General features: G+C 69.8%; 19 protein-coding genes. 6 read left to right on the forward strand and 13 right to left on the reverse strand.

Going from position 1 to position 18,354, the window contains the following annotated elements; genetic code table 11:
* Positions 1-158 precede the first annotated feature (158 nt).
* Positions 159-1,559 (forward strand): UbiD family decarboxylase, encoded by a 1,401-nt coding sequence (locus tag D9R14_RS21070; protein ID WP_121625334.1) that lies wholly within the window; start codon positions 159-161, stop codon positions 1,557-1,559.
* 12 nt (positions 1,560-1,571) lie between these two features.
* Here D9R14_RS21070 and D9R14_RS21075 read toward each other — a convergent pair whose 3' ends face one another.
* The 6 genes from D9R14_RS21075 to D9R14_RS21100 are packed head-to-tail and all read right to left on the reverse strand — an operon-like array spanning position 1,572 to position 6,520.
* Entirely contained in the window at positions 1,572-2,519 is a 948-nt protein-coding gene (locus tag D9R14_RS21075; RefSeq protein WP_121625335.1) for a PDR/VanB family oxidoreductase, read from the reverse strand.
* 2 nt (positions 2,520-2,521) lie between these two features.
* A complete protein-coding gene (locus tag D9R14_RS21080; RefSeq protein ID WP_246441887.1) occupies positions 2,522-3,124 on the reverse strand; it encodes an MOSC domain-containing protein in 603 nt (200 codons plus the stop codon).
* A gap of 7 nt (positions 3,125-3,131) precedes the next feature.
* Positions 3,132-3,515 (reverse strand): RidA family protein, encoded by a 384-nt coding sequence (locus tag D9R14_RS21085; RefSeq protein WP_121625337.1) that lies wholly within the window; start codon positions 3,513-3,515, stop codon positions 3,132-3,134.
* Between the two features lie 37 nt (positions 3,516-3,552).
* Positions 3,553-4,917 (reverse strand): TRAP transporter large permease, encoded by a 1,365-nt coding sequence (locus D9R14_RS21090; RefSeq protein ID WP_121625339.1) that lies wholly within the window; start codon positions 4,915-4,917, stop codon positions 3,553-3,555.
* Positions 4,914-5,465 (reverse strand): TRAP transporter small permease subunit, encoded by a 552-nt coding sequence (locus tag D9R14_RS21095; RefSeq protein ID WP_121625341.1) that lies wholly within the window; start codon positions 5,463-5,465, stop codon positions 4,914-4,916. The genes D9R14_RS21090 and D9R14_RS21095 overlap by 4 nt, the downstream gene beginning before the upstream one ends.
* Positions 5,465-6,520 carry a TRAP transporter substrate-binding protein gene (locus D9R14_RS21100; RefSeq protein WP_121625343.1) on the reverse strand — a complete coding sequence of 352 codons (1,056 nt, stop codon included), beginning with the start codon at positions 6,518-6,520 and terminating at the stop codon, positions 5,465-5,467. Before D9R14_RS21100 ends, D9R14_RS21095 begins: the two co-directional genes overlap by 1 nt.
* A 341-nt stretch (positions 6,521-6,861) precedes the next feature.
* On the opposite strand from D9R14_RS21100, the gene D9R14_RS21105 reads away from it, so the two are divergent.
* Positions 6,862-7,443 carry a helix-turn-helix domain-containing protein gene (locus tag D9R14_RS21105; RefSeq protein WP_170168699.1) on the forward strand — a complete coding sequence of 194 codons (582 nt, stop codon included), beginning with the start codon at positions 6,862-6,864 and terminating at the stop codon, positions 7,441-7,443.
* Positions 7,444-7,663: 220 nt separating this feature from the next.
* Here D9R14_RS21105 and phnC read toward each other — a convergent pair whose 3' ends face one another.
* From phnC to phnD, 3 genes are all read right to left on the reverse strand, one after another.
* Positions 7,664-8,467: a phosphonate ABC transporter ATP-binding protein gene (phnC, locus tag D9R14_RS21110; protein ID WP_121625347.1), complete on the reverse strand. Its 804-nt coding sequence runs from the start codon at positions 8,465-8,467 to the stop codon at positions 7,664-7,666.
* Positions 8,464-9,297 (reverse strand): phosphonate ABC transporter, permease protein PhnE, encoded by an 834-nt coding sequence (gene phnE / locus D9R14_RS21115; protein ID WP_121625349.1) that lies wholly within the window; start codon positions 9,295-9,297, stop codon positions 8,464-8,466. The genes phnC and phnE overlap by 4 nt, the downstream gene beginning before the upstream one ends.
* A 73-nt stretch (positions 9,298-9,370) precedes the next feature.
* A complete protein-coding gene (gene phnD, locus D9R14_RS21120) occupies positions 9,371-10,240 on the reverse strand; it encodes a phosphate/phosphite/phosphonate ABC transporter substrate-binding protein (protein ID WP_121625351.1) in 870 nt (289 codons plus the stop codon).
* A gap of 243 nt (positions 10,241-10,483) precedes the next feature.
* Between phnD and D9R14_RS21125 the strand changes: the two genes are divergently transcribed.
* On the forward strand, positions 10,484-11,317 hold the full coding sequence (locus D9R14_RS21125; RefSeq protein ID WP_121625354.1) for an HAD-IIA family hydrolase: 834 nt from the start codon (positions 10,484-10,486) through the stop codon (positions 11,315-11,317).
* A 143-nt stretch (positions 11,318-11,460) separates the two neighbouring features.
* On the opposite strand, the gene D9R14_RS21130 is transcribed toward D9R14_RS21125, so the two are convergent.
* Complete coding sequence (locus tag D9R14_RS21130; RefSeq protein ID WP_121625356.1) at positions 11,461-12,471, reverse strand: DUF1835 domain-containing protein; 1,011 nt, start codon at positions 12,469-12,471, stop codon at positions 11,461-11,463.
* A 48-nt stretch (positions 12,472-12,519) separates the two neighbouring features.
* On the reverse strand, positions 12,520-12,972 hold the full coding sequence (gene queF, locus D9R14_RS21135; protein WP_121625358.1) for a preQ(1) synthase: 453 nt from the start codon (positions 12,970-12,972) through the stop codon (positions 12,520-12,522).
* 188 nt (positions 12,973-13,160) lie between these two features.
* Between queF and eno the strand changes: the two genes are divergently transcribed.
* Complete coding sequence (eno, locus tag D9R14_RS21140; RefSeq protein WP_121625360.1) at positions 13,161-14,444, forward strand: phosphopyruvate hydratase; 1,284 nt, start codon at positions 13,161-13,163, stop codon at positions 14,442-14,444.
* A 652-nt stretch (positions 14,445-15,096) separates the two neighbouring features.
* Here eno and hemB read toward each other — a convergent pair.
* A complete protein-coding gene (gene hemB / locus D9R14_RS21145; protein WP_394011013.1) occupies positions 15,097-16,146 on the reverse strand; it encodes a porphobilinogen synthase in 1,050 nt (349 codons plus the stop codon).
* Positions 16,147-16,325: 179 nt separating this feature from the next.
* Here hemB and D9R14_RS21150 point away from each other — a divergent pair, with 179 nt between their 5' ends.
* Both D9R14_RS21150 and D9R14_RS21155 read left to right on the forward strand, forming a co-directional pair.
* On the forward strand, positions 16,326-17,459 hold the full coding sequence (locus tag D9R14_RS21150; RefSeq protein ID WP_245420926.1) for an enoyl-CoA hydratase/isomerase family protein: 1,134 nt from the start codon (positions 16,326-16,328) through the stop codon (positions 17,457-17,459).
* Positions 17,456-17,887, forward strand: a complete 432-nt coding sequence (locus D9R14_RS21155; RefSeq protein ID WP_121625364.1) for a DUF6163 family protein — start codon at positions 17,456-17,458, stop codon at positions 17,885-17,887. The genes D9R14_RS21150 and D9R14_RS21155 overlap by 4 nt, the downstream gene beginning before the upstream one ends.
* 151 nt (positions 17,888-18,038) lie before the next feature.
* Here the strand turns inward: D9R14_RS21155 and D9R14_RS21160 are convergent, their stop codons facing one another.
* Positions 18,039-18,326 (reverse strand): helix-turn-helix domain-containing protein, encoded by a 288-nt coding sequence (locus D9R14_RS21160; protein WP_121625366.1) that lies wholly within the window; start codon positions 18,324-18,326, stop codon positions 18,039-18,041.
* Between the last annotated feature and the right edge of the window lie 28 nt (positions 18,327-18,354).

Below are 18,354 nucleotides of genomic sequence, written 5' to 3' on the forward strand. Positions count from 1 at the left end.
AGGGGCCGCGGCTGCCGCGCAGCCACCCGGTTGACGCAGGTGGATTGCTGCGATGCGTATTGACTAGCTTTGTCGCTTACCTAATTTGACCTCCGAACGCGGTCCGCGTTTCCCCGGCGCACCCTCGCGCCTCGTTCTCCCAGCAATCCGGGGCCATCATGGCGATCTCCAATACCGTCGACACGGGCTTCAGGCCCGCCTTGGCGCGGCTTGCCGCAGACGGGCGCATCCGCGTCTTCACCGGCGAGGCCGACCCGCACCTGGAAATCGCCGCGCTGATGAAGAAGCTCGACGGCCAGGAGACCCTGCTGTTCCCGAAGGTGCGCGGCCACGATGCGGCGGTGGTGGGCAATCTCCTGAGCAGCCGGGAGAATTGCGAGAGCGCCTTCGCGCGGGACTTCCGCGGCATCCGCGAGAGCATCTCCCAGGCGCTCGGCTCGCCCATGGCGCCGAAGGTGGTGGAGCGCGCGCCGGTGCACGAGGTGGTGGAGACGTCCGGTATCGACCTCGGCAAGACCCTGCCGGCGCTGTTCCACGCACCCAAGGACGGCGGACGCTACGTCACCTCCGGCATCCTGGTGGCGCAGGACCCGGAGACCGGCATCTACAATGCCTCCTATCACCGGCTCCAGCTGATCGGGCCGGACACGTTCGCGGTGAAGCTCGATTTCGGCCGCCACCTGCGCCTCGCCTTCGAGCGGGCGCAGAAGCAGGGCAGGAACCTGCCGGTGGCGATCTGCATCGGCGCCGACCTCGCGCTGCATTTCACCGCCGCCACCATGGGCTCGCAGATGCCCGAGAACCTGGACGAACTGGCGGTGGCGGGCGGGCTCGCCGGCCGCCCGCTCTCGGTGGTCAAGGCGAAGACCATCGACCTCATGGTGCCGGCGGAGTGCGAATACGTGCTGGAGGGCGAGATCAGCGCCAGCGACGTGCACATGGAAGGCCCGTTCGGCGAGTTCGTCGGCTTCGCTGCGCCGCCGGCCGATGCGCCGGTGCTGAAGGTGAAGGCGCTGACCCGGCGCGCCAGGCCCATCTACCACGCCATCAACGGCTTCGGCCGCGAGACCATCATGCTGCGCAAGTACGTGCTGGAGGCGAGCCTGCTCAAGGTGCTGCGCGCGGCGGTGCCGATCGTCACCGATGCCGAGATGACCGCGGGCGGGCTGCACCGCTTCCACGCCATCCTCCAGGTCAACAAGCAGGGCGCGCATCACGAGGGGCTTCAGCGCAACGCCATGCTGGCCGCCTTCGGCGCGCTGAAGGACCTCGACATGGTGATCGTGGTGGACGACGACATCGACATCCGCGACCCGGCGGACGTGGAATACGCGCTCGCCACGCGCATGGAGGCGTCAAGCGACGTCATCGTCATTCCCGAGGCGCGCGGGCACGAATATGTCCGCATAAGCCGCAACGGCGTGCGCGCCAAGCTCGGCATCGACGCGACCGTCCCGGCGGGCGAGAAGGCGCGCTTCAGCCGCGTGTCGTTCGCCCCCGTGGAGGTGACGGCCGGCATGTTCGCCGAGGGCGGGGAGGCGATGAAGGGGCTCCTGTGAGCCCCTTCCGCGTCACAAGTCGAGGGTGATCGCGCCGCGCCCGCGCGAGACGCACGGCATCAGCCGGCTCTTGCGCGCCGCGTGGGAGAGCACCACGTCGCGATGGATCACCGCTCCGTCGCGATAGCCGCATTCGCAGGTGCCGCACACGCCGATCTCGCACGACGAGCCGCGCACGAAGCCGTTGTCGCGCAGCACGTCGAGCAGGCTCTGGTCGGCCGGCACCGGGAGCCGCTGCCCGGTTGAGGCGATCACCGCCTCGAACGGCTCGGGCACGAAGCCGGCATCCGCGCGCGCGGCGAAATGCTCCGTGTGGTAGCGCGCCTCCGGCCAGCCGCGCGCCGCCGCCGCGCCTTCCGCCGCGTCGGTGAGGGCGTTCGGGCCGCACACATAGAGGTCCGCCCCGGCTTCGGCGTCGAGCGCGGCGGCGATGTCGAGCCGGCGCCCCTCGGCGGAGAGCCAGAGCCGCAGCCTATCCCCGCACAGCGCCTCCAGCGTCTCCACCAGCGGCGCGCTTTGCCGGCTGCGGGCGCAATAGTGGAACACGAAGTCGTCGCCCTGCGCCGCAAGCTGCCGCGCCATGGCCATCAGCGGCGTGACGCCGATGCCGCCGGCGACCAGCACGTGCCGCGCCGCGTCGGGATTGAGTGCGAAATGGTTGCGCGGCGCGCTGACGAAGATCTCGCCACCGGGCCTCAGGTGATCGTGGATCCAGCGCGAGCCGCCGCGGCCCGCTTCTTCGCGCTTGACGGCGATGCGGTAGAGGCCGCGCTCGGCCGGGTCGCCATAGAGCGAATACTGGCGCACCGCCCCGTCCGGTAGGTGCACGTCCACATGGGCGCCCGGCACCCATGCCGGCAGGACCGGCCGGCGCGGATGCGCGAAGGCGAACGTCGCGACGTTCGCCGTCACCGCCGCCTGCTCGGCGACGGTGAGCTTCATGATGAGGCGTCCCGACATGCTCAGTCCAGCAGCTCGATCTCGTCGCCGGGACGGATGACGCCGCCGCGCTCGATGCCGCAATTGAGCCCCGAGCGGTTGTAGAGCGGCAGGTAGACCGGCAGATCGAGCAGCTGCTCCAGATACTTGCAGGGGAAGTTGAGGCGGCCGCCGCGCAGGATCACCTCGCCCACCCGGAAGCGCCGGCCCACCAGGTGGTTGAGCGGCACGCCGCGCACCGTGAGATTGCGCCGGTGGTCCACCGGCGCGAGCACGATCGGCCCCTCCTGGAGCGGCGGATCGTTGCGGGCGAGCGCGTCGAGCGCCTCCTGCTCGATCAGCGTCACCTCGCGCACGTCCGGCCGGCCCGAATAGGTGCCGTTGCCGAGGAAATAGCGGTCGCCGACGATGCCGCGCCCGGCGACGCACTCCGCCTCGGCCAGCTCCTCCATCTCGTAGCTCGCCGCCTGGGCGATGTGGATGTGGAGCAGGGTGCCCTTGAAGTTCACCGCGCCGCCGGGCGTGGCGAGCGCCGCCTGGGCGGCGGGGTGGTCGTAGGCCTCGACGATCTTCAGCGGGCCGCTGTCCTTGACGGGCAGGGACGGGGGTGGGGGATGGGCGGTCATGGCGGCCTCAGTCGATGCGCGCGGCGATGGCTTCGATCTCGACGAGGGCGCCCTTGGGCAGGCGCGCCACTTCGATGGTCGAGCGGGCGGGGGGGCTGTCGGGGAACGCGGCCGCGTAGACTTCGTTCATGGCGGCGAAGTCGTCCATGTTCTTGAGGAACACGGTGGTCTTCAGCACGGTGGCGAAGCTCGCCCCGCCGGCGGCGAGCACCGCCTCCAGGTTGGCGAGCGAGGCCTTGGTCTGGGCGACGATGCCTTCGGCGAGCGCGCCGGTCTTCGGGTCCACCGGCAGCTGGCCGGAGGCGAACACCAGGCTGGCGAAGCCGATGCCCTGGGCGTAGGGGCCGACGGCGGGCGCCGCCGCCGTCGTCGCGAGTACTTTGCGGGACATGGTTGTCTCCTGTCGTTGCTTGGTATTCGAGGTGGGGTCAGTAGCCGAGATAGGTCGGCAGCCAGAGCACCAGCGCCGGGAACGCGATGCACAAGGCAAGTCCGGTGAGCTGGAGCAGGGTGAAGGGGACGATGCCCCGGTAGATGTCCGCCAGCGTCAGGAAGCCCGATCCTGCCTGGCGCAGGTAGAACAGGGCTGGCCCGAAGGGCGGGGTGAGGTAGGAGGTCTGCAGGTTCACCGCCACCGCGATCGCGAACCACAGCAGGATCTGGTCCTTCGGCACCGCGTCGCCGAAGTCGAGCTCCATCACGATCGGCCGGAACACCGGCAGGATGATGAGGGTGATCTCCAGCCAGTCGAAGAAGAAGCCGAGCAGGAAGATCACCACCATCAAGAGCCCCAGCAGCGCCCAGTCGTGCAGGCCGAGGGCGTTGATGACGTGGATGATGGCGTCGTCGCCGCCCAGTTCCCGGAACACGTAGGAGAACAGCGTGGCGCCGCAGAAGATGCCGAAGATCATGGCGTTGGTCAGGGCGGTCGCCTGCACCACGTCGTTCAGCAGCTTCAGCGTGAAGGTGCGGTTGTAGATGGCGAGCAGGGTGGCCCCGAACGCGCCCACGCCGGCCGCTTCCGTGGGGGTGGCGAAGCCGCCGATGATCGAGCCGAGCACCAGCAGCACCAGCACGGTCGGCGGCACGAACCCGCGGAAGATCAGCAGGAGAAGATCGCGGAGCGGGAGCGGGTCCGCCTCGGGCGGGCGCGGCATGCGCTTCGGCTGGAACAGGCCGACGAAGAGGATGTAGACGAGGTAGAGCCCCGACAGCAGCAGCCCCGGGATCACCGCGCCGGTGAACAGGTCGCCCACCGGGATCGCCAGCAGGTCGCCCATGATGACCAGCATGATGGACGGCGGGATGAGGATGCCGAGCGTGCCCGACGAGGCGATCACGCCCGCGGAGATGCCCTTGTCGTAGCCGCGTTCCACCATCACCGGCAGCGCCAGCATGGTGAGCATCACCACCGAGGCGCCGACGATGCCGGTGGTCGCCGCCATGATGGTGCCCATCAGCACCACGGCGAGCGCGAGCCCGCCGGGCACCCGCTTCAGCAGCACCGAGAGGATTTCAAGCAGATGCCGCGCGACGCCGCTGCGCTCCAGCATGATGCCCATGAAGATGAACATGGGGATCGCCACCAGCACCAGATTGTCCGCGATCGAGCCCCAGATGCGGCTGACGACGAGGAACAGCTGGGCCGGCTGGAACAGGCCGAAGGCGCCGCCGATGACCGTGAATGCGAGGCCCACCCCGGCGAGGCAGAACGCCACGGGGAAGCCCGAGAACAGGATCACCACCAGCAGGCCGAGCATGGAGAGCGGCAGGACGGTCTCGAACAGGGTCATAGGCCAACCTCCTGCGGGTGGTGGGGCGCTTCCGGCTTGGGAGGCGATCCGAGGAGGGTGGCGAGCGAGGCGGCGATGGCGCCCAGCGCGGCGAGCAGCAGCGTCGAGAAGCCGATCAGCAGCGTCGACTTGATGATCCAGCGGTAGGGCAGGCCGGTGAGCGAGGGCGAGCCTTCGTTCAGCCGGAAGGAACTGGCGAGGAACGGCCAGCCGTAATAGAGCACCACCAGGCAGAACGGCAGGATGAAGAGCGCGGCGCCGATCAGCTCGATCGCCGCCGCGGTCTTGGCGCTGAAGCGGTTGCTCAGCACGTCGATGCGCACGTGCTCGCCCGCGACGTAGCCGTAGCCGAGGCACAGGAGAAAGAGAGTGGCATGGAGATGCCACTCAAGGTCCTGCAGCTTCGTCGAGCCAAGCACGATGAAGCGGCGGGTGACGACGTCCAGCACGACGGTGAGGACGAGGACGACGACGCACCACGCCGCCGCCTGCCCGACCCGCTGCGCGATCGTCTTCAGGATTTGGGCCGAAGCCAGGAGTGCGGACATCAGTTCTTCAGGTATCCGATGTCGCGCCAGGTCGAGTATTCTTCGCGGAACTTGGCGAAGCTGGCATAGGCCCGCGCGAAGTCGGGATCGGCGGCCACCTGCTCGGCGATCACCTCGTCGACTGCGCCCTTGAGCTTCTTGAGGTCCGCGTCGGACCACTTGTGGATCTGCACGCCCTTGGCCTGGAGCTCCTTGAGCGCGGGAACCTGGATCGCCTCGCCCTCGGCGATGCCGTAGCGGATGTTGTCGCCGCAGACGGACTCGATCTGCGCCTTCTGGGTCTCGCTGAGCGCGTCCCACTTGGCCTTGTTCATCATCAGGTCGAAGAAGGTCGACTGCTGGTGCCAGCCGGGGAAGTAATAGTGCTTGGCGATCTGCCAGAAGCCCATCTTGAGGTCGATGGCGGGCTGCACGAATTCCAGGCCGTCGATGACGCCGCGGTCGAGGGCGGGGTAGACGTCCGGCGGGGCGAGCAGCTGGGCCGAGACGCCGAACTTGCCGAGCGCCTTGGCGCCGAGGCCGAAGAAGCGCAGCTTCAGGCCGTTGAGATCGTCGACGCTCTTGATCTCCTTCTTGAACCAGCCCGAGCCCTCGGGCGCGAGCATGCCGCACATGACCGACTTGATGCCGTACTTGCCGTAGATCTCGTCGAAGATCTGCTTGCCGCCGCCGAAATAGTACCAGGCCATGTATTCAGGGGCCGGCGGGCCGAACGGGAGCGCGGCGAACACCTGGAGCGCAGGCACCTTGCCGCCCCAGAAGCCGGGGGTGGAGAAGGCCGCGTCCACCGCGCCGGCCGCCACCGCGTCGAACGTCTCAAGCGGCGGCACCAGCGCGCCCGGCTCGTAGAAGCGCAGCTCGATGTTGCCGCCCGAGACCTTTGCGATCTGCGATTCGAGGCGCTTGCCGAGCGTCCCAAGCTGCGGCAGCGAGCTTGAGAAGGTGGCGGCCATCTTCCATTTGACCTTCGGGTCCTGGGCCGAGGCGGCCGAGACCGGCAGGGCCGCGGCCAAAAGTACCAGCAGCGCGTGGCGCAAGTGATTGGCGAGCTTCATCACTTTGTTCCCCTGTGATTGCTGGCTGCTATCAAATTAGACAACGTTGCCTAACAAGCAACCAGATTTGCCGGTCCCGAGCCAAATTCGGGGCTGGCAACCCCATACACGCAAAGGCTATGCCAAGATCGGGGGCGGGAGCTTCCGCGCCGCACCCAGCCTGCGTTGTCCAATCATCAACGTTGGTTGCCAGGCTACGACGCGCTTGCAATCGCTCCAAAGTGGATGAACAGTTCGGGTGTCGTTGCTGCTTTTTTGGTGCTTGTGCATTGCGCCCGCGACTGCGGCGGGGTTGCCCAGATTTCGACCTTGCCCGGGTCCGTCAGGAGTTGCTTGATCCGATGGTGACGCTCGATACATCCCACAGCATGCCGCTGCCGGCCGGCGTCAGCCTCGGCCGCGCCATCCGCGCCCTGCGCGCCGAGCGCGGCCTGTCGCTGTCGCAGCTCGCGCTCGCGGCGGCGCTGGACAAGGGCTACCTCTCGCGCGTCGAGCGCGGGTTGAAGGTGCCGTCCGTCGCCATCGTGCTGCGCATCTCCACGGCGCTGGAGGTCTCGGCGGCGCAGCTGTTCGGGGCGGCCGAGCGCCAGGAGCCGATCTTCGTCACCCGCGCCGGCGATCGCGCCGAGCGCACCGCCGACGACGGCAACTACCACATGGAGATTCTGACCCAGAGCACCGGCAGCGCGGGCCTCGAAGTGTTCCTCATGTATCCGCCGGCGGAGTTCGCGAACGAGCCGGAAGCCGCCCATCGTGGCGAGGAGGTGCTGTTCGTGGTTGCCGGCACCGTCGAGGTGCGCTTCGCGGAGACGGTGCTGGTGCTGGAGACCGGGGATTCGGTCCAGTTCCCCGGCCCGCTGCGCCACCAGGTGCGCCGCCTCGCCGAGAAGAGCTGCGTGCTGATCTCGGTCTACGGGCCCTGAGGCGAACCCGCGGCGCAGGCTGAGCGCCGTAGCCTCTTGCGCAGGACCTCGATCCGAGATCGAGCGTCATGCCCCGGCTTGTCCGGGGGATCCACGCGGCGGGCCACCTGCGGTCTGGATTTTGAACCATCGTGCAAGCGAGGAGGTGGATGCCCCGGACAAGCCGGGGCATCACGGCGGTGGCCGCGGCCGTCGCTCTCTCGAAGGATCGAACGGGCGCTCAGCCCGGCGCGTCGGCGGCGGTGTCGTAATAGATCGCGTCGAGCTCGGCCGCGCTCACCGCGGCCGCCGGGGCGTCGAGCACCAGCCGCCCTTTGCGCATGGCGACGATGCGGTCGGCATAGCGGCAGGCGAGGTCGGTCTGGTGCAGCGCGCACAGCACGGCGATGCTGCGTTCGCGGGCGATGTCCTTCAGCACGGTCAGGACGTTGGCGGCGGAGGCCGGGTCGAGGCTCGCCACCGGCTCGTCGGCGAGCACGAGGCGGCTTCGCTGGGCGAGCACGCGGGCGATGGCAACCCGCTGCTGCTGCCCGCCGGACAGGCTGTCGGCCCGCTGGTAGGCCTTCTCCAGCAGCCCCACGCGGTCGAGCGCGGCGAGCGCGATCTGCCGGTCCTCGCGCGAAAAGCAGCGGGTCACGGCGCGCCAGGTCGGCACCTGGCCGAGCCGGCCGGCGAGCGTGTTGTCGATCGCGTTCATGCGCGAGATCAGGTTGAACTGCTGGAAGATCAGGCCGATGGCGCCGCGATGCTCGCGCAGCGCCCTTCGGTCGAGGGCGCCGATGTCGCGGCCGAGCACCGTCACCGTCCCCGCGTCCACCTCGGCGAGGCGCGAGATGCAGCGGAAGATGGTGGACTTGCCGGCCCCGCTCGGGCCGAGCAGCGCCACCACCTCTCCGGGGGCGATGGCGAAGCTGACCCGGTCGAGCGCGATGGCGCTGCCGAAGGTCTTGGTGATGGCGTCGAGCCGCAAGGCGGGGGCGGCGGCCGCCGCCGTCATCTCGGCGGCGGGGGTGATGAGCGTCATACCAGCCTCCGGCGCAGCCAGGCGCTGAACTGGTCGATGATCGTCACCATGATGAGCATGATGACCGTCACCGTCAGCAGCTTGGGGAAGTCGAGCAGGTCGATGGCGGCCTTGATCTCCATGCCGATGCCGCCCGCCCCGACGATGCCCAGGATGGTTGAGGTGCGCACGTTCGCCTCCCACACATAGAGCGAGACTGATGAAAGATTGGGCAGCACCGAGGGCAGCAGCGCATAGGAGACGATCTTGGTGCGGTTCGCGCCGGTCATGGCGGCGGCCTCCAGCGGCGCCTTGGGCACCGTCTCGATGGCCTCGCTGTTGAGCTTGGCGATGACGCCGAGCGAGTGGACGATCATGCCGAGCACGCCGGCGAACGGCCCCAGCCCCACCGCCGCCACGAACAGCAGCGCGAACACGATGGTGTCGACGCCGCGGAACGAGTTCACCAGCATCCGCACCGGAGCCGCCAGCCAGGGGGAGGGGGCGGTGTTGTGGGCGATGAAGATGGAGAGCGGGAAGGCGAGAATTGTCGCGACCACGGTCGCCACCGTGGCGATGGCCACCGTCTCGGCGGCGCGCAGCCAGTAGACGTCGAGATCGGCGAGATAAGGCGGCCACGCCTTCGCCGCCCACATGAGGAGGCGCGGGATGCCGGCGATGAAGGCCGCCGGGTCCACCTCCGAGAGGCGCAGGCAGATCCAGAACACGATCGCCAGGGCCGCGGCGAGCGCGATCCGCGCCAGGATCGCCGGCGAGGAGAGGCTCAGCGGCGTCTCCACATACTGCCCCGCGCGATCCCGGGCGGGCGGCACGCGCTCGATGTCCCACATGGCCTTGAGGCTCCCGCTGGAATGCGGCGGGGGCGCGCTCCGCCCCCGGCCGCCGGTTGGCTTCGGTCCGCGCTCAGCTCTTCAGCACGCCGAGGTCGCGGCCCATGGTTTCGAGCACCACATAGGGCTCGTGGGTGGTGGTGCGGTAGCCGGTATAGGGCCAGGGCAGCACCTTCAGCTCTTCGGCGGTGAGGCTGTTGAACGCGGCCTGGAGCGCCATGGCGGTCTCCTCGTCCATGCTCTTGCGCACCACCACGGGCTCGTTGGGCAGCGGCACCGACTGCCAGACGATCTTGTTGGAATCCGCCTTCATCAGGCCGTTGCGGATCATGGTGTTGCGGTGGATGTCCCAGCCGGTGGCGAGGTCCACCTGGCCGTTGATGGTGGCCATCTGGGCGGCGGCGGCGGAGGCGCCCTCGGCATACTTGCCGAAGAACGTCTTCGGCTCGATGCCCTGCGCGCGGAAATAGTGGGTCGGCACCATCCAGCCGGTGGTGGAGCCGGTGTCCAGCATCTGCATGGACATGCCCTTGGCGTCCTGCGGGAATTTCTCCAGCTTCAGGTCCGGGCGGGCGACGATGAGGCCGTGATAGGTGGGCTTGCCCTCCACCAGCATCACGTTGATGACGCGCGTGCCGGACGAGTTCTTCGCCAGCACATAGCCCCACGGGCCGAGCTGGGCGAGGTCGGCATTCTCCGAGCCGATGGCGACCGAGACGCCGGCCCAGTCGTTGGCGACCGTCAGCGCGAGGTCGGCGCCGATGCGATCGCACACCATGCGGTAGAGCGGCTCCCACACCTTGCGGGTTTCCTGCTGGGTGGGCTGGGAGGGGGCGAGCGCGACCTTGATGGTCTTGCGGGTGACGGACTGGGCGCGCACGACGGCCGGCGCGGCGAGGACGCCGGCGGCGGCGCCGATGAGGAAGGTGCGGCGACGGATCATGGTGTCACTCTCCTGTTCAGCGTGAGCAAGCTGCGAGGGACTTCGGTGGGCCGCCCCGGTGGGGAGCGAGCGTCCGCGGGGCGGCGCGGCCCGGTACGCCGGTGGATTTATCTATACTCAGTGACATCACAGTGACATTGAGGAAAGCTCAAAGATTGTGCGATGCACACACCGTGCCGCCCTCATGTTGAGCTTTCCTCAGCGGGATCGACTTGATACTGAGGATGGCCGAACGAGGACGAGATGACGCTGCATCCCCTATCGACCAGCCGCGCGCTTTTGGCCGACGCCGTGCCGCGCGAGGGCGCGACCGCCGGCACGGCCGCCTCGGGGCTGCTGGCGCGGGACGCCGCGGAGGCACGGGCGGTGCTTCGCGCCGCGCGGGGCATCCTGTTCGATCTCGACGGGACGCTGATCCGCACCGACGAGGTCATCGAGGGCGCGCGCGAGGTGCTCGCGGCCTGCGGCCCGCGCGCGATGATCCTGTCCAACAATTCATCGGATACGGCGGAAGGCCTGTCGCGCCGGCTGGCCCGCGCCGGGCTCGACGTCGCGCCGGAGCGGATCGTGCTCGCCGGCATCGAGGCGGTGCGCGCGGTGGCGGCGCTGCGGCCGGGCGGGCGCGCCATGGTGATCGGGACCGCCGCGCTGGCGGCCGAGGCCCGTGCCGCGGGGCTCGACGTCACCGACGAGCGGCCGGACGTGGTGCTGGTGGCCCGCACCCCGGCGTTCGACTATGCCGCGCTGGCGCGCGCCGCGAACGCCGTCCGGGCCGGCGCGGAATTCGTGGTGGCGAATCCCGACACGTCCCATCCGGGCGCCGACGGGCGCCTCGTGCCGGAGACCGGCGCGCTCGCCGCCGCCATCGCCGCCGCCGCCGGGCGCGCGCCGTCGCGGGTGTTCGGCAAGCCCGAGCCGGACCTGTTCCGCGCCGCGCTCGACCGCCTCGGCCTCAGTGCGGGGGAGGTGGTGATGGTGGGCGACAACCCCGACACGGACGGCGCCGGTGCGCTCAGGCTCGGCATCCCGCACATCCTCATCGGCAAGCGCCTTCCCCTTGAGGCGCTGCTGGGCTGAGGGGGAGGGCCGTCCATCGGCCCTGCGCTCGAGCCGGAGGGCAATGGCGACGGAGGGCGGTCAGGTCCGGTGTTGCCGCACGCGTAGACGCCGCGGAACGGCCGGGACGCGAGCGGGCATCGCGACGTTCTGAACGCTCGCTCTCAGTTCGGCGCCGTCAGCGCGCCGGTGGCGCGGTCGTAGCGCCACATGGCGCCGGGCGCGATGCGGGTGCCGCCGATCGCGCGCTCCACCTGGTTTTCGCTGGCATGGTCGAAGCGGCCCGCCAGCGCCGCCGCGCCCGCCTTGGTGAGGGCGATCTCGGCCCCCGCATAGGCGCGGTAGGAGGCTTCGGCCGCGCCGTTGTCCCCCGGCGTGAAGCCGAGCGGCCCGCAATCGCCGGTGCGGAACGGCAGGCCCTCGATGAGCGGCTCGTGGGCGAAGGCGAGGCCGTCGAGGCGCAGGAAGAAGGGCAGGTCCGCCAGGAACTGCGCCTCGTCCATGGAATGGACGGCGCCGAACACCTTGGCGACCTTCGCCGGCCCATCCGCCAATTGGCGCAGGATGCGCTCCTCGGTCAGCGAGAGGCCGGAATGCGGTGCCGGGAACTCCGCCAGCAGCCGCAGCAGCGCGGGGCCGAGATAGGGCAGGCACTCGTGCCGCTTCTGCGCGAAGGCGCAAAGCGCGGTGGGGGTCGGGGCGGTGAAGGCCTCCCAGGCCTGCCGGCCGGTCTCGATCTGCACCTGCGACAACGGCGTGCGCGCGCCGGCCAGGGCCGTGACCTCGTCCGCCTCCATCACGCCGAGATAGTGCGAGGCCTGGAGCAGGAACAGGCCCATGCGGTCGGGCTGGTCGGAAAAATAGTTCAGCACCTGGATCAGCTGGAGCTGGTCGTAGAGGTCGTGCTCGAACCAGAGCTCCACCTCGCCATAGGCGCCGTGCACCTCGATCTGGGCGTCGCGGTGGGCGAAGTCGGCGCGCACGGCGTCCAGTTCCATGCCGAGCGCCTCGGCGAGGAACTCCGCGCGCACGTCGGAAACCCGGTCGAGGTCGGGGTCGGCCGGCACCGGGCCGTCATGCAGCATGTCCTGCCAGGGAACGAGGTGGCCCTTCAGGCCCGCCGCACGGATGCGCCCGACGGCGGCATCGCCATTGGTGATGATGAGCTTCGGCATGGAGGCCTGCCTTTCCCGGCGCCCGGGCGCCGCATCGATCCCCCGCGTTCAACCGCGCCCACGATAGGGCGCGACGCCCGTCTCGGGAAGCCATGCCCCCTTCGGCAGGGTGCCGGTCTGCCAGAACACGTCGATCGGGATGCCGCCCCTCGGATACCAATAGCCAGCGATGCGCAGGAAGCGCGGTTCTAGCAGGCCGGCGAGCCGCTTGCCGATGGCCACGGTGCAATCCTCGTGGAAGGCGCCGTGGTTGCGGAACGCGGCGAGGTAGAGCTTCAGCGACTTGGATTCCACCAGGAAGCGGTCGGGCACGTAGTCGATGACGAGGTGCGCGAAGTCGGGCTGCCCCGTCACCGGGCACAGCGAGGTGAATTCCGGGCAGGTGAAGCGCGCCACATAGTCGGTGTCCGGATGCGGGTTCGGCACGCGGTCGAGCACCGCCGCGTCCGGTGAGGGGGGCAGGGCGGTCTGGCTGCCGAGCTGGAGCGGCTGTTCGGTCATGGCTCAATTCCTCGGGAACGCGGGCAATAGGGCTCTTCGTGCTTGGGTTCAACCGGCGCCGCCGCCGGGGAAAGCCCATCCTTGCCCACGGCGCGGCACTGCTTCGCCGCCCAGCCCCCTTCGCACGGAAGCGTGATCGCGCTAGAAGCACCGCGCCCGCAAGCTGTGCACCAGGGAAGGACCATTTCATGACCGCCATCGTCGACATCATCGCCCGGGAAATCCTGGACAGCCGCGGCAATCCCACGGTGGAAGTGGACGTGGTGCTGGAGGATGGCTCCTTCGGCCGCGCGGCGGTGCCCTCCGGCGCCTCCACCGGCGCGCACGAGGCGGTGGAGCTGCGCGACGGCGATGCCGACCGCTATCTCGGCAAGGGCGTCGAGAAGGCGGTCGAGGCGGTCAACGGCGAGATCTTCGACGCCATCGGCGGCTACGAGGCCGAGGACCAGGCGCATATCGACAATGTGCTGATCGGCCTCGACGGCACGCCCAACAAGGCGCGGCTCGGCGCCAACGCCATCCTCGGCGTGTCGCTCGCGGTGGCCAAGGCGGCGGCGATCGCCTCCGATCTGCCGCTCTACCGCTATGTGGGCGGCGTGAACGCCCGCGTGCTGCCGGTGCCGATGATGAACATCATCAATGGCGGCGCCCATGCGGACAACCCGATCGACTTCCAGGAATTCATGATCCTGCCCGCCGGCGCGCCCACCTTCGCGGAAGGCCTGCGCTGGGGCGCCGAGGTGTTCCACACCCTGAAGAAGGGCCTCAAGGCCGCCGGCCACAACACCAATGTGGGCGACGAGGGCGGCTTCGCCCCGAACCTGCCCTCCGCCGACGCGGCGCTCGACTTCGTGATGACCGCCATCGAGAAGGCGGGCTTCAAGCCGGGCGAGGACATCTATCTCGGCCTCGACTGCGCGGCGACCGAGTTCTTCAAGGACGGCGCCTACCATTATGAGGGCGAGGGCAAGACGCGCTCCATCGAGGAGCAGGTGGCGTACCTCGCCGACCTCGTCGGCCGCTATCCCATCGTCACCATCGAGGACGGCATGTCGGAGGACGACTGGGCCGGCTGGAAGCTCGTGACCGACGCGATCGGCGCCAAGTGCCAGCTGGTGGGCGACGACCTCTTCGTCACCAATGTGGAGCGCCTGTCGCGCGGCATCAAGCAGGGCGTGGGCAATGCCATCCTGGTCAAGGTGAACCAGATCGGCTCGCTCACCGAGACGCTCGACGCGGTCGAAATGGCCCACAAGGCGGGCTACCGCGCCGTGATGTCCCATCGCTCCGGCGAGACCGAGGACGCCACCATCGCCGACCTCGCGGTGGCGACGAACTGCGGGCAGATCAAGACCGGCTCCCTCGCCCGCGCCGACCGCACCGCCAAGTACAACCAGCTGCTGCGCATCGAGCAGGAACTGGGCAACGAGGCCCGCTACGCCGGCAAGGCCGCGCTGAAGGCGCTTGCCTGAGCCTGGCGCCCTCGCGCCCCGGCCGACTGGAGCGTCAGCGGAAGGAGAGCCGGGGCCCAGCGCGAGAGTCCGCCGCAGGCGGCAACTCCCGCCGCAGGCGGAGGAAGTTGGTATTGCCGGCTGCGCCGGAGCCTCCCCTGGACCCCGGCTCGGCGCTCAAGCTTCGCTTTCGCTTGGCCGGGGAACGACGGCTTCGCCGTCGCAGCGGCATCCTCAGTCGGTCACGACGCACCCTCGCGCCCCGGCCGACTGGAGCGTCAGCGGAAGGAGAGCCGGGGCCCAGCGCAAGGGTCCGCCGCAGGCGGCAACTCCCGCCGCAGGCGGAGGGACGTGGGTATTGCCGGCTGCGCCGGAGCCTCCCCTGGACCCCGGCTCGGCGCTCCACCTTCGGTGTCGCTGGGCCGGGGAACGACGGCTGCGCCGTCGCAGCGGCATCCTCAGTGTCGGTCCGGACGCACCCTCGCGCCCCGGCCGACTGGAGCGTCAGCGGAAGGAGAGCCGGGGCCCAGCGCAAGGGTCTGCCGCAGGCGGAGGAAGTTGGTATTGCCGGCTACGCCGGAGTCTCCCCTGGACCCCGGCTCGGCGCTCCACCTCCGGTGTCGCTTGGCCGGGGAACGACGGCTTCGCCGTCGCTGGGCCGGGGAACCGCCCTTCACCCCGCCGTCAGCTTCTCCGCCACGCGCGGGGCGAAATAGGTGAGGATGCCGTCGGCGCCGGCGCGCTTGAAGGCCATCAGGCTCTCCAGCATGATCCGGTCGCCCTCCACCCAGCCGTTGCGGGCCGCACCCTCGATCATCGCGTACTCGCCGGACACCTGGTAGGCATAGGTGGGCAGGCCGAACGCCTCCTTCACCCGCCAGACGATGTCGAGATAGGGCAAACCGGGCTTCACCATCAGCATGTCGGCGCCTTCCTCCACGTCGAGCGCCGCCTCGCGCAGCGCCTCCGCGCCGTTGCCGGGGTCCATCTGGTAGGTGCGCTTGTCGCCGGTGAGGGTCTTCGCCGTGCCGATGGCGTCGCGGAACGGCCCGTAGAAGGCGGACGCGAACTTCGCCGCATAGGACATGATCTGCACGTCCTCGAACCCGGCCGCGTCGAGCCCGGCGCGGATGGCGCCGACGCGCCCGTCCATCATGTCGGAGGGGGCGATGACGTCGGCTCCGGCCGCCGCCTGGGTCACGGCCTGGCGCACCAGGACCTCGACGGTCGGATCGTTGAGGATGCGCCCGTCCTCCAGCAGCCCGTCATGGCCGTGGCTGGTGAAGGGATCGAGCGCCACGTCGGTGATGAGGCCGATGTCCGGGATTTCGGCCTTGATGGCGCGCAGCGCGCGGCACACCACGTTGGCGCCGTTGAGCGCCTCCGATCCCATTTCGTCGCGCCGGGCCGGGTCCACGTAGGGAAAGATGGCGAGCGCGGGGATCTTCAGCTTCGCCGCGAATTCCGCCGCGCGCACCGCCTCGTCGACCGTCAGGCGCTCGACGCCGGGCATGGAGGCGATGGGAGTGCGGGTCGCCTTGCCGTCCATCACGAAGATCGGCCAGATGAGATCATCGACGGTGAGCGTGTTCTCGCGCACCAGCCGGCGCGACCAGTCGGCCTTGCGGTTGCGGCGCAGACGCACGGGAAGGTCGAGCCGGTGGCCGGAGCGCTCGGGCGCGGCGGCGATCTCGGCGGCGGGGCGGATGCGGGGTGTGCTCATCGGCATGGTCGGTCTTTCCCGCGGCCGCAGGGGCGGCCGGAATGCGTGCGGGCGGTTGCGCCCGGTCGTCGCGCGGCGCCAGCGCGCCGCCGCGCATTTATAGCGCCCGCGGCCCGGCACCGCGAGTGCGGCGGCATGGCAAACGTTGACGCTGGCTCGCGCCGCGAATAACGCTCCCCATGGCCGCTGCCGGACCGCCTCAGGCGCAGGCCGGCCACAAGCGCACGACGCGGAGGAACAAGGACGCCATGGAGCCCGAGGTCATCCTGGAGGAGAAGGGCGCCGCAGGCGTCATCACGCTCAACCGGCCGAAGGCGCTCAACGCGCTGACCTTGCCCATGGTGCGCGAGATCATGCCGCGCCTGCGCCGCTGGGCGGCGGACCCGGCCGTCACCCGCGTCATCATCAAGGGGGCGGGGGAAAAGGCGTTCTGCGCCGGCGGCGACGTGCGCTGGCTCTGCGAATCCGGCCGCAGCGGCCGGGTCGGCGATGCGCTCGCCTTCTGGCGCGAGGAATATATTCTCAACCACTATATCGGCAGCTTCCCCAAGCCCTATGTCTCCCTGATCGACGGCATCTGCATGGGCGGCGGATTCGGCCTCTCCGCGCACGGCGCGCACCGGGTGGCGGGGGACCGCTATCTGTTCGCCATGCCGGAAGTGGGCATCGGCCTGCTGCCGGACGTGGGGGGCACCCACGTGCTGCCGCGCCTGCCCGGCGCGTTCGGCACCTATCTGGCGCTGACCGGCGCGCGCATCCGCGCCGCCGACGCCTTTGCGGCCGGCCTCGCCACCGATGTCGTGCCCTCCGCCGCCTTCCCGGCGCTGGAGGCCGCGCTGATCGACGGCGGCGAGGTGGAGCGCACCATTTCCGACCACCGCATCGAGCCCGGCCCCGGCCCGCTCGCAGAACGGCGCGCCTTCATCTCAGCCGCCTTTTCGCGCCCGACTGTCGCCGCGATCCTCGCCGCGCTCGACGCCGCCGCGATCCAAGGCGGCGCCGACGGGGAATTCGCCGCCCTCACGGCGGCCGAAATCCGCACCAAGTCGCCCACCTCGCTGTCGATCGCCATGGAGCAGATCCGGCGCGGCCCGTCGCTCGATCTCGCCGGCTGCCTGAAGGCGGAGTACCGCGCCGTCACCCGGGTCGCGGCGGGCCATGATTTCTACGAGGGCGTGCGCGCCGTGCTGATCGACCGCGACAATGCCCCGCGCTGGCACCCGGCGAGCCTGGCGGAGGTGGACCCGGAGGTCATCGCCGCGCATTTCGCGCCCATCGACGACGAACTCGAACTCCTGGCGCCGGGGGCATGAGCCAGTACGAGCCCATCGACGCCAGCGCCCGCGCCACCCTGGAAAAGCTGCCGCCGTGGCGGCGGCGGCTGTTCCTGTTCCTGCGCGCGGTGGCGGCCTTCCTGCTGATCGAGGGGGTGATCCACTGGGCGGTCATCCTCGGCATCGGCGACAGCACGCCCTCGCACTTCGAGCAGATGAGCACGATGGCGCAGGCGGCAGTGGTCTGGGCCGCCATCATCGATCCCATCGCCGGCGTCGGGCTATGGCTGCGCGCCGGCTGGGCGGTGGTGCTCTGGCTGATCGCGACGCTGACGCAGGTCATGTTCGGCGCGCTGGCGCCGGCGGAGATGACCCGCATCCTCATCTTCACCATGGTCGAGCTGGGCCTGGTGGTGGCCTATGCGGTGCTCTCCATCAAGGCGGCGCAGGAAAGCGACGAGCGCTGAAGCGACGAGCGGCGGGCGCGGCGGCCCGCCGCCCACCGCCTCAGGACCAACTGCCGAGATAAGCGAGGACGCAGATCACCAGGATGGCCGCCACGATGATCCAGTGGCGCGCGGCGAAATTGTGCAGAATCATGAAGGGATCCGTTCCGGCTCAGTCGTCGTTGGAGGCGTTGAGGTCTTCCGGGCGCAGCCCTTCCGACTTGGGGCGCAGGATGACGCCCAGCGATCCGCCATTGGTGAAGGCGATGCCCGCATCCGCGAGCGCATCGGCAAGGCGGGTGCGGTTCGCGGCGAGGGGGTCATGGGTCGCCGCGTCAGCCTCGACGGCGCGCACCTCCGCTTCGGTGAGGCCGGTGCGGTCGGCGAGTTCCTGGCGCTTCCAGCCGAGCAGCGCGCGGCCCGCCTTGATCTGGCGGCCTGTGACCTTGGATTGCGGCAATCGCGAACCTCCCCCTGAGGCCGGGGAC

Origin of the sequence: Xanthobacter tagetidis (assembly GCF_003667445.1) — a bacterium.
Classification (GTDB): Bacteria; Pseudomonadota; Alphaproteobacteria; order Rhizobiales; family Xanthobacteraceae; genus Xanthobacter; species Xanthobacter tagetidis.

Bases quoted from the DNA above. Each gene is read 5' to 3' on its own strand.
- D9R14_RS21070 (WP_121625334.1), top strand. From the start codon at position 159: ATGGCGATCTCCAATACCGTCGACACGGGCTTCAGGCCCGCCTTGGCG.
- D9R14_RS21075 (WP_121625335.1), bottom strand. From the start codon at position 2,519: ATGTCGGGACGCCTCATCATGAAGCTCACCGTCGCCGAGCAGGCGGCG.
- D9R14_RS21080 (WP_246441887.1), bottom strand. From the start codon at position 3,124: ATGACCGCCCATCCCCCACCCCCGTCCCTGCCCGTCAAGGACAGCGGC.
- D9R14_RS21085 (WP_121625337.1), bottom strand. From the start codon at position 3,515: ATGTCCCGCAAAGTACTCGCGACGACGGCGGCGGCGCCCGCCGTCGGC.
- D9R14_RS21090 (WP_121625339.1), bottom strand. From the start codon at position 4,917: ATGACCCTGTTCGAGACCGTCCTGCCGCTCTCCATGCTCGGCCTGCTG.
- D9R14_RS21095 (WP_121625341.1), bottom strand. From the start codon at position 5,465: ATGTCCGCACTCCTGGCTTCGGCCCAAATCCTGAAGACGATCGCGCAG.
- D9R14_RS21100 (WP_121625343.1), bottom strand. From the start codon at position 6,520: ATGAAGCTCGCCAATCACTTGCGCCACGCGCTGCTGGTACTTTTGGCC.
- D9R14_RS21105 (WP_170168699.1), top strand. From the start codon at position 6,862: ATGGTGACGCTCGATACATCCCACAGCATGCCGCTGCCGGCCGGCGTC.
- phnC (WP_121625347.1), bottom strand. From the start codon at position 8,467: ATGACGCTCATCACCCCCGCCGCCGAGATGACGGCGGCGGCCGCCGCC.
- phnE (WP_121625349.1), bottom strand. From the start codon at position 9,297: ATGTGGGACATCGAGCGCGTGCCGCCCGCCCGGGATCGCGCGGGGCAG.
- phnD (WP_121625351.1), bottom strand. From the start codon at position 10,240: ATGATCCGTCGCCGCACCTTCCTCATCGGCGCCGCCGCCGGCGTCCTC.
- D9R14_RS21125 (WP_121625354.1), top strand. From the start codon at position 10,484: ATGACGCTGCATCCCCTATCGACCAGCCGCGCGCTTTTGGCCGACGCC.
- D9R14_RS21130 (WP_121625356.1), bottom strand. From the start codon at position 12,471: ATGCCGAAGCTCATCATCACCAATGGCGATGCCGCCGTCGGGCGCATC.
- queF (WP_121625358.1), bottom strand. From the start codon at position 12,972: ATGACCGAACAGCCGCTCCAGCTCGGCAGCCAGACCGCCCTGCCCCCC.
- eno (WP_121625360.1), top strand. From the start codon at position 13,161: ATGACCGCCATCGTCGACATCATCGCCCGGGAAATCCTGGACAGCCGC.
- hemB (WP_394011013.1), bottom strand. From the start codon at position 16,146: ATGAGCACACCCCGCATCCGCCCCGCCGCCGAGATCGCCGCCGCGCCC.
- D9R14_RS21150 (WP_245420926.1), top strand. From the start codon at position 16,326: ATGGCCGCTGCCGGACCGCCTCAGGCGCAGGCCGGCCACAAGCGCACG.
- D9R14_RS21155 (WP_121625364.1), top strand. From the start codon at position 17,456: ATGAGCCAGTACGAGCCCATCGACGCCAGCGCCCGCGCCACCCTGGAA.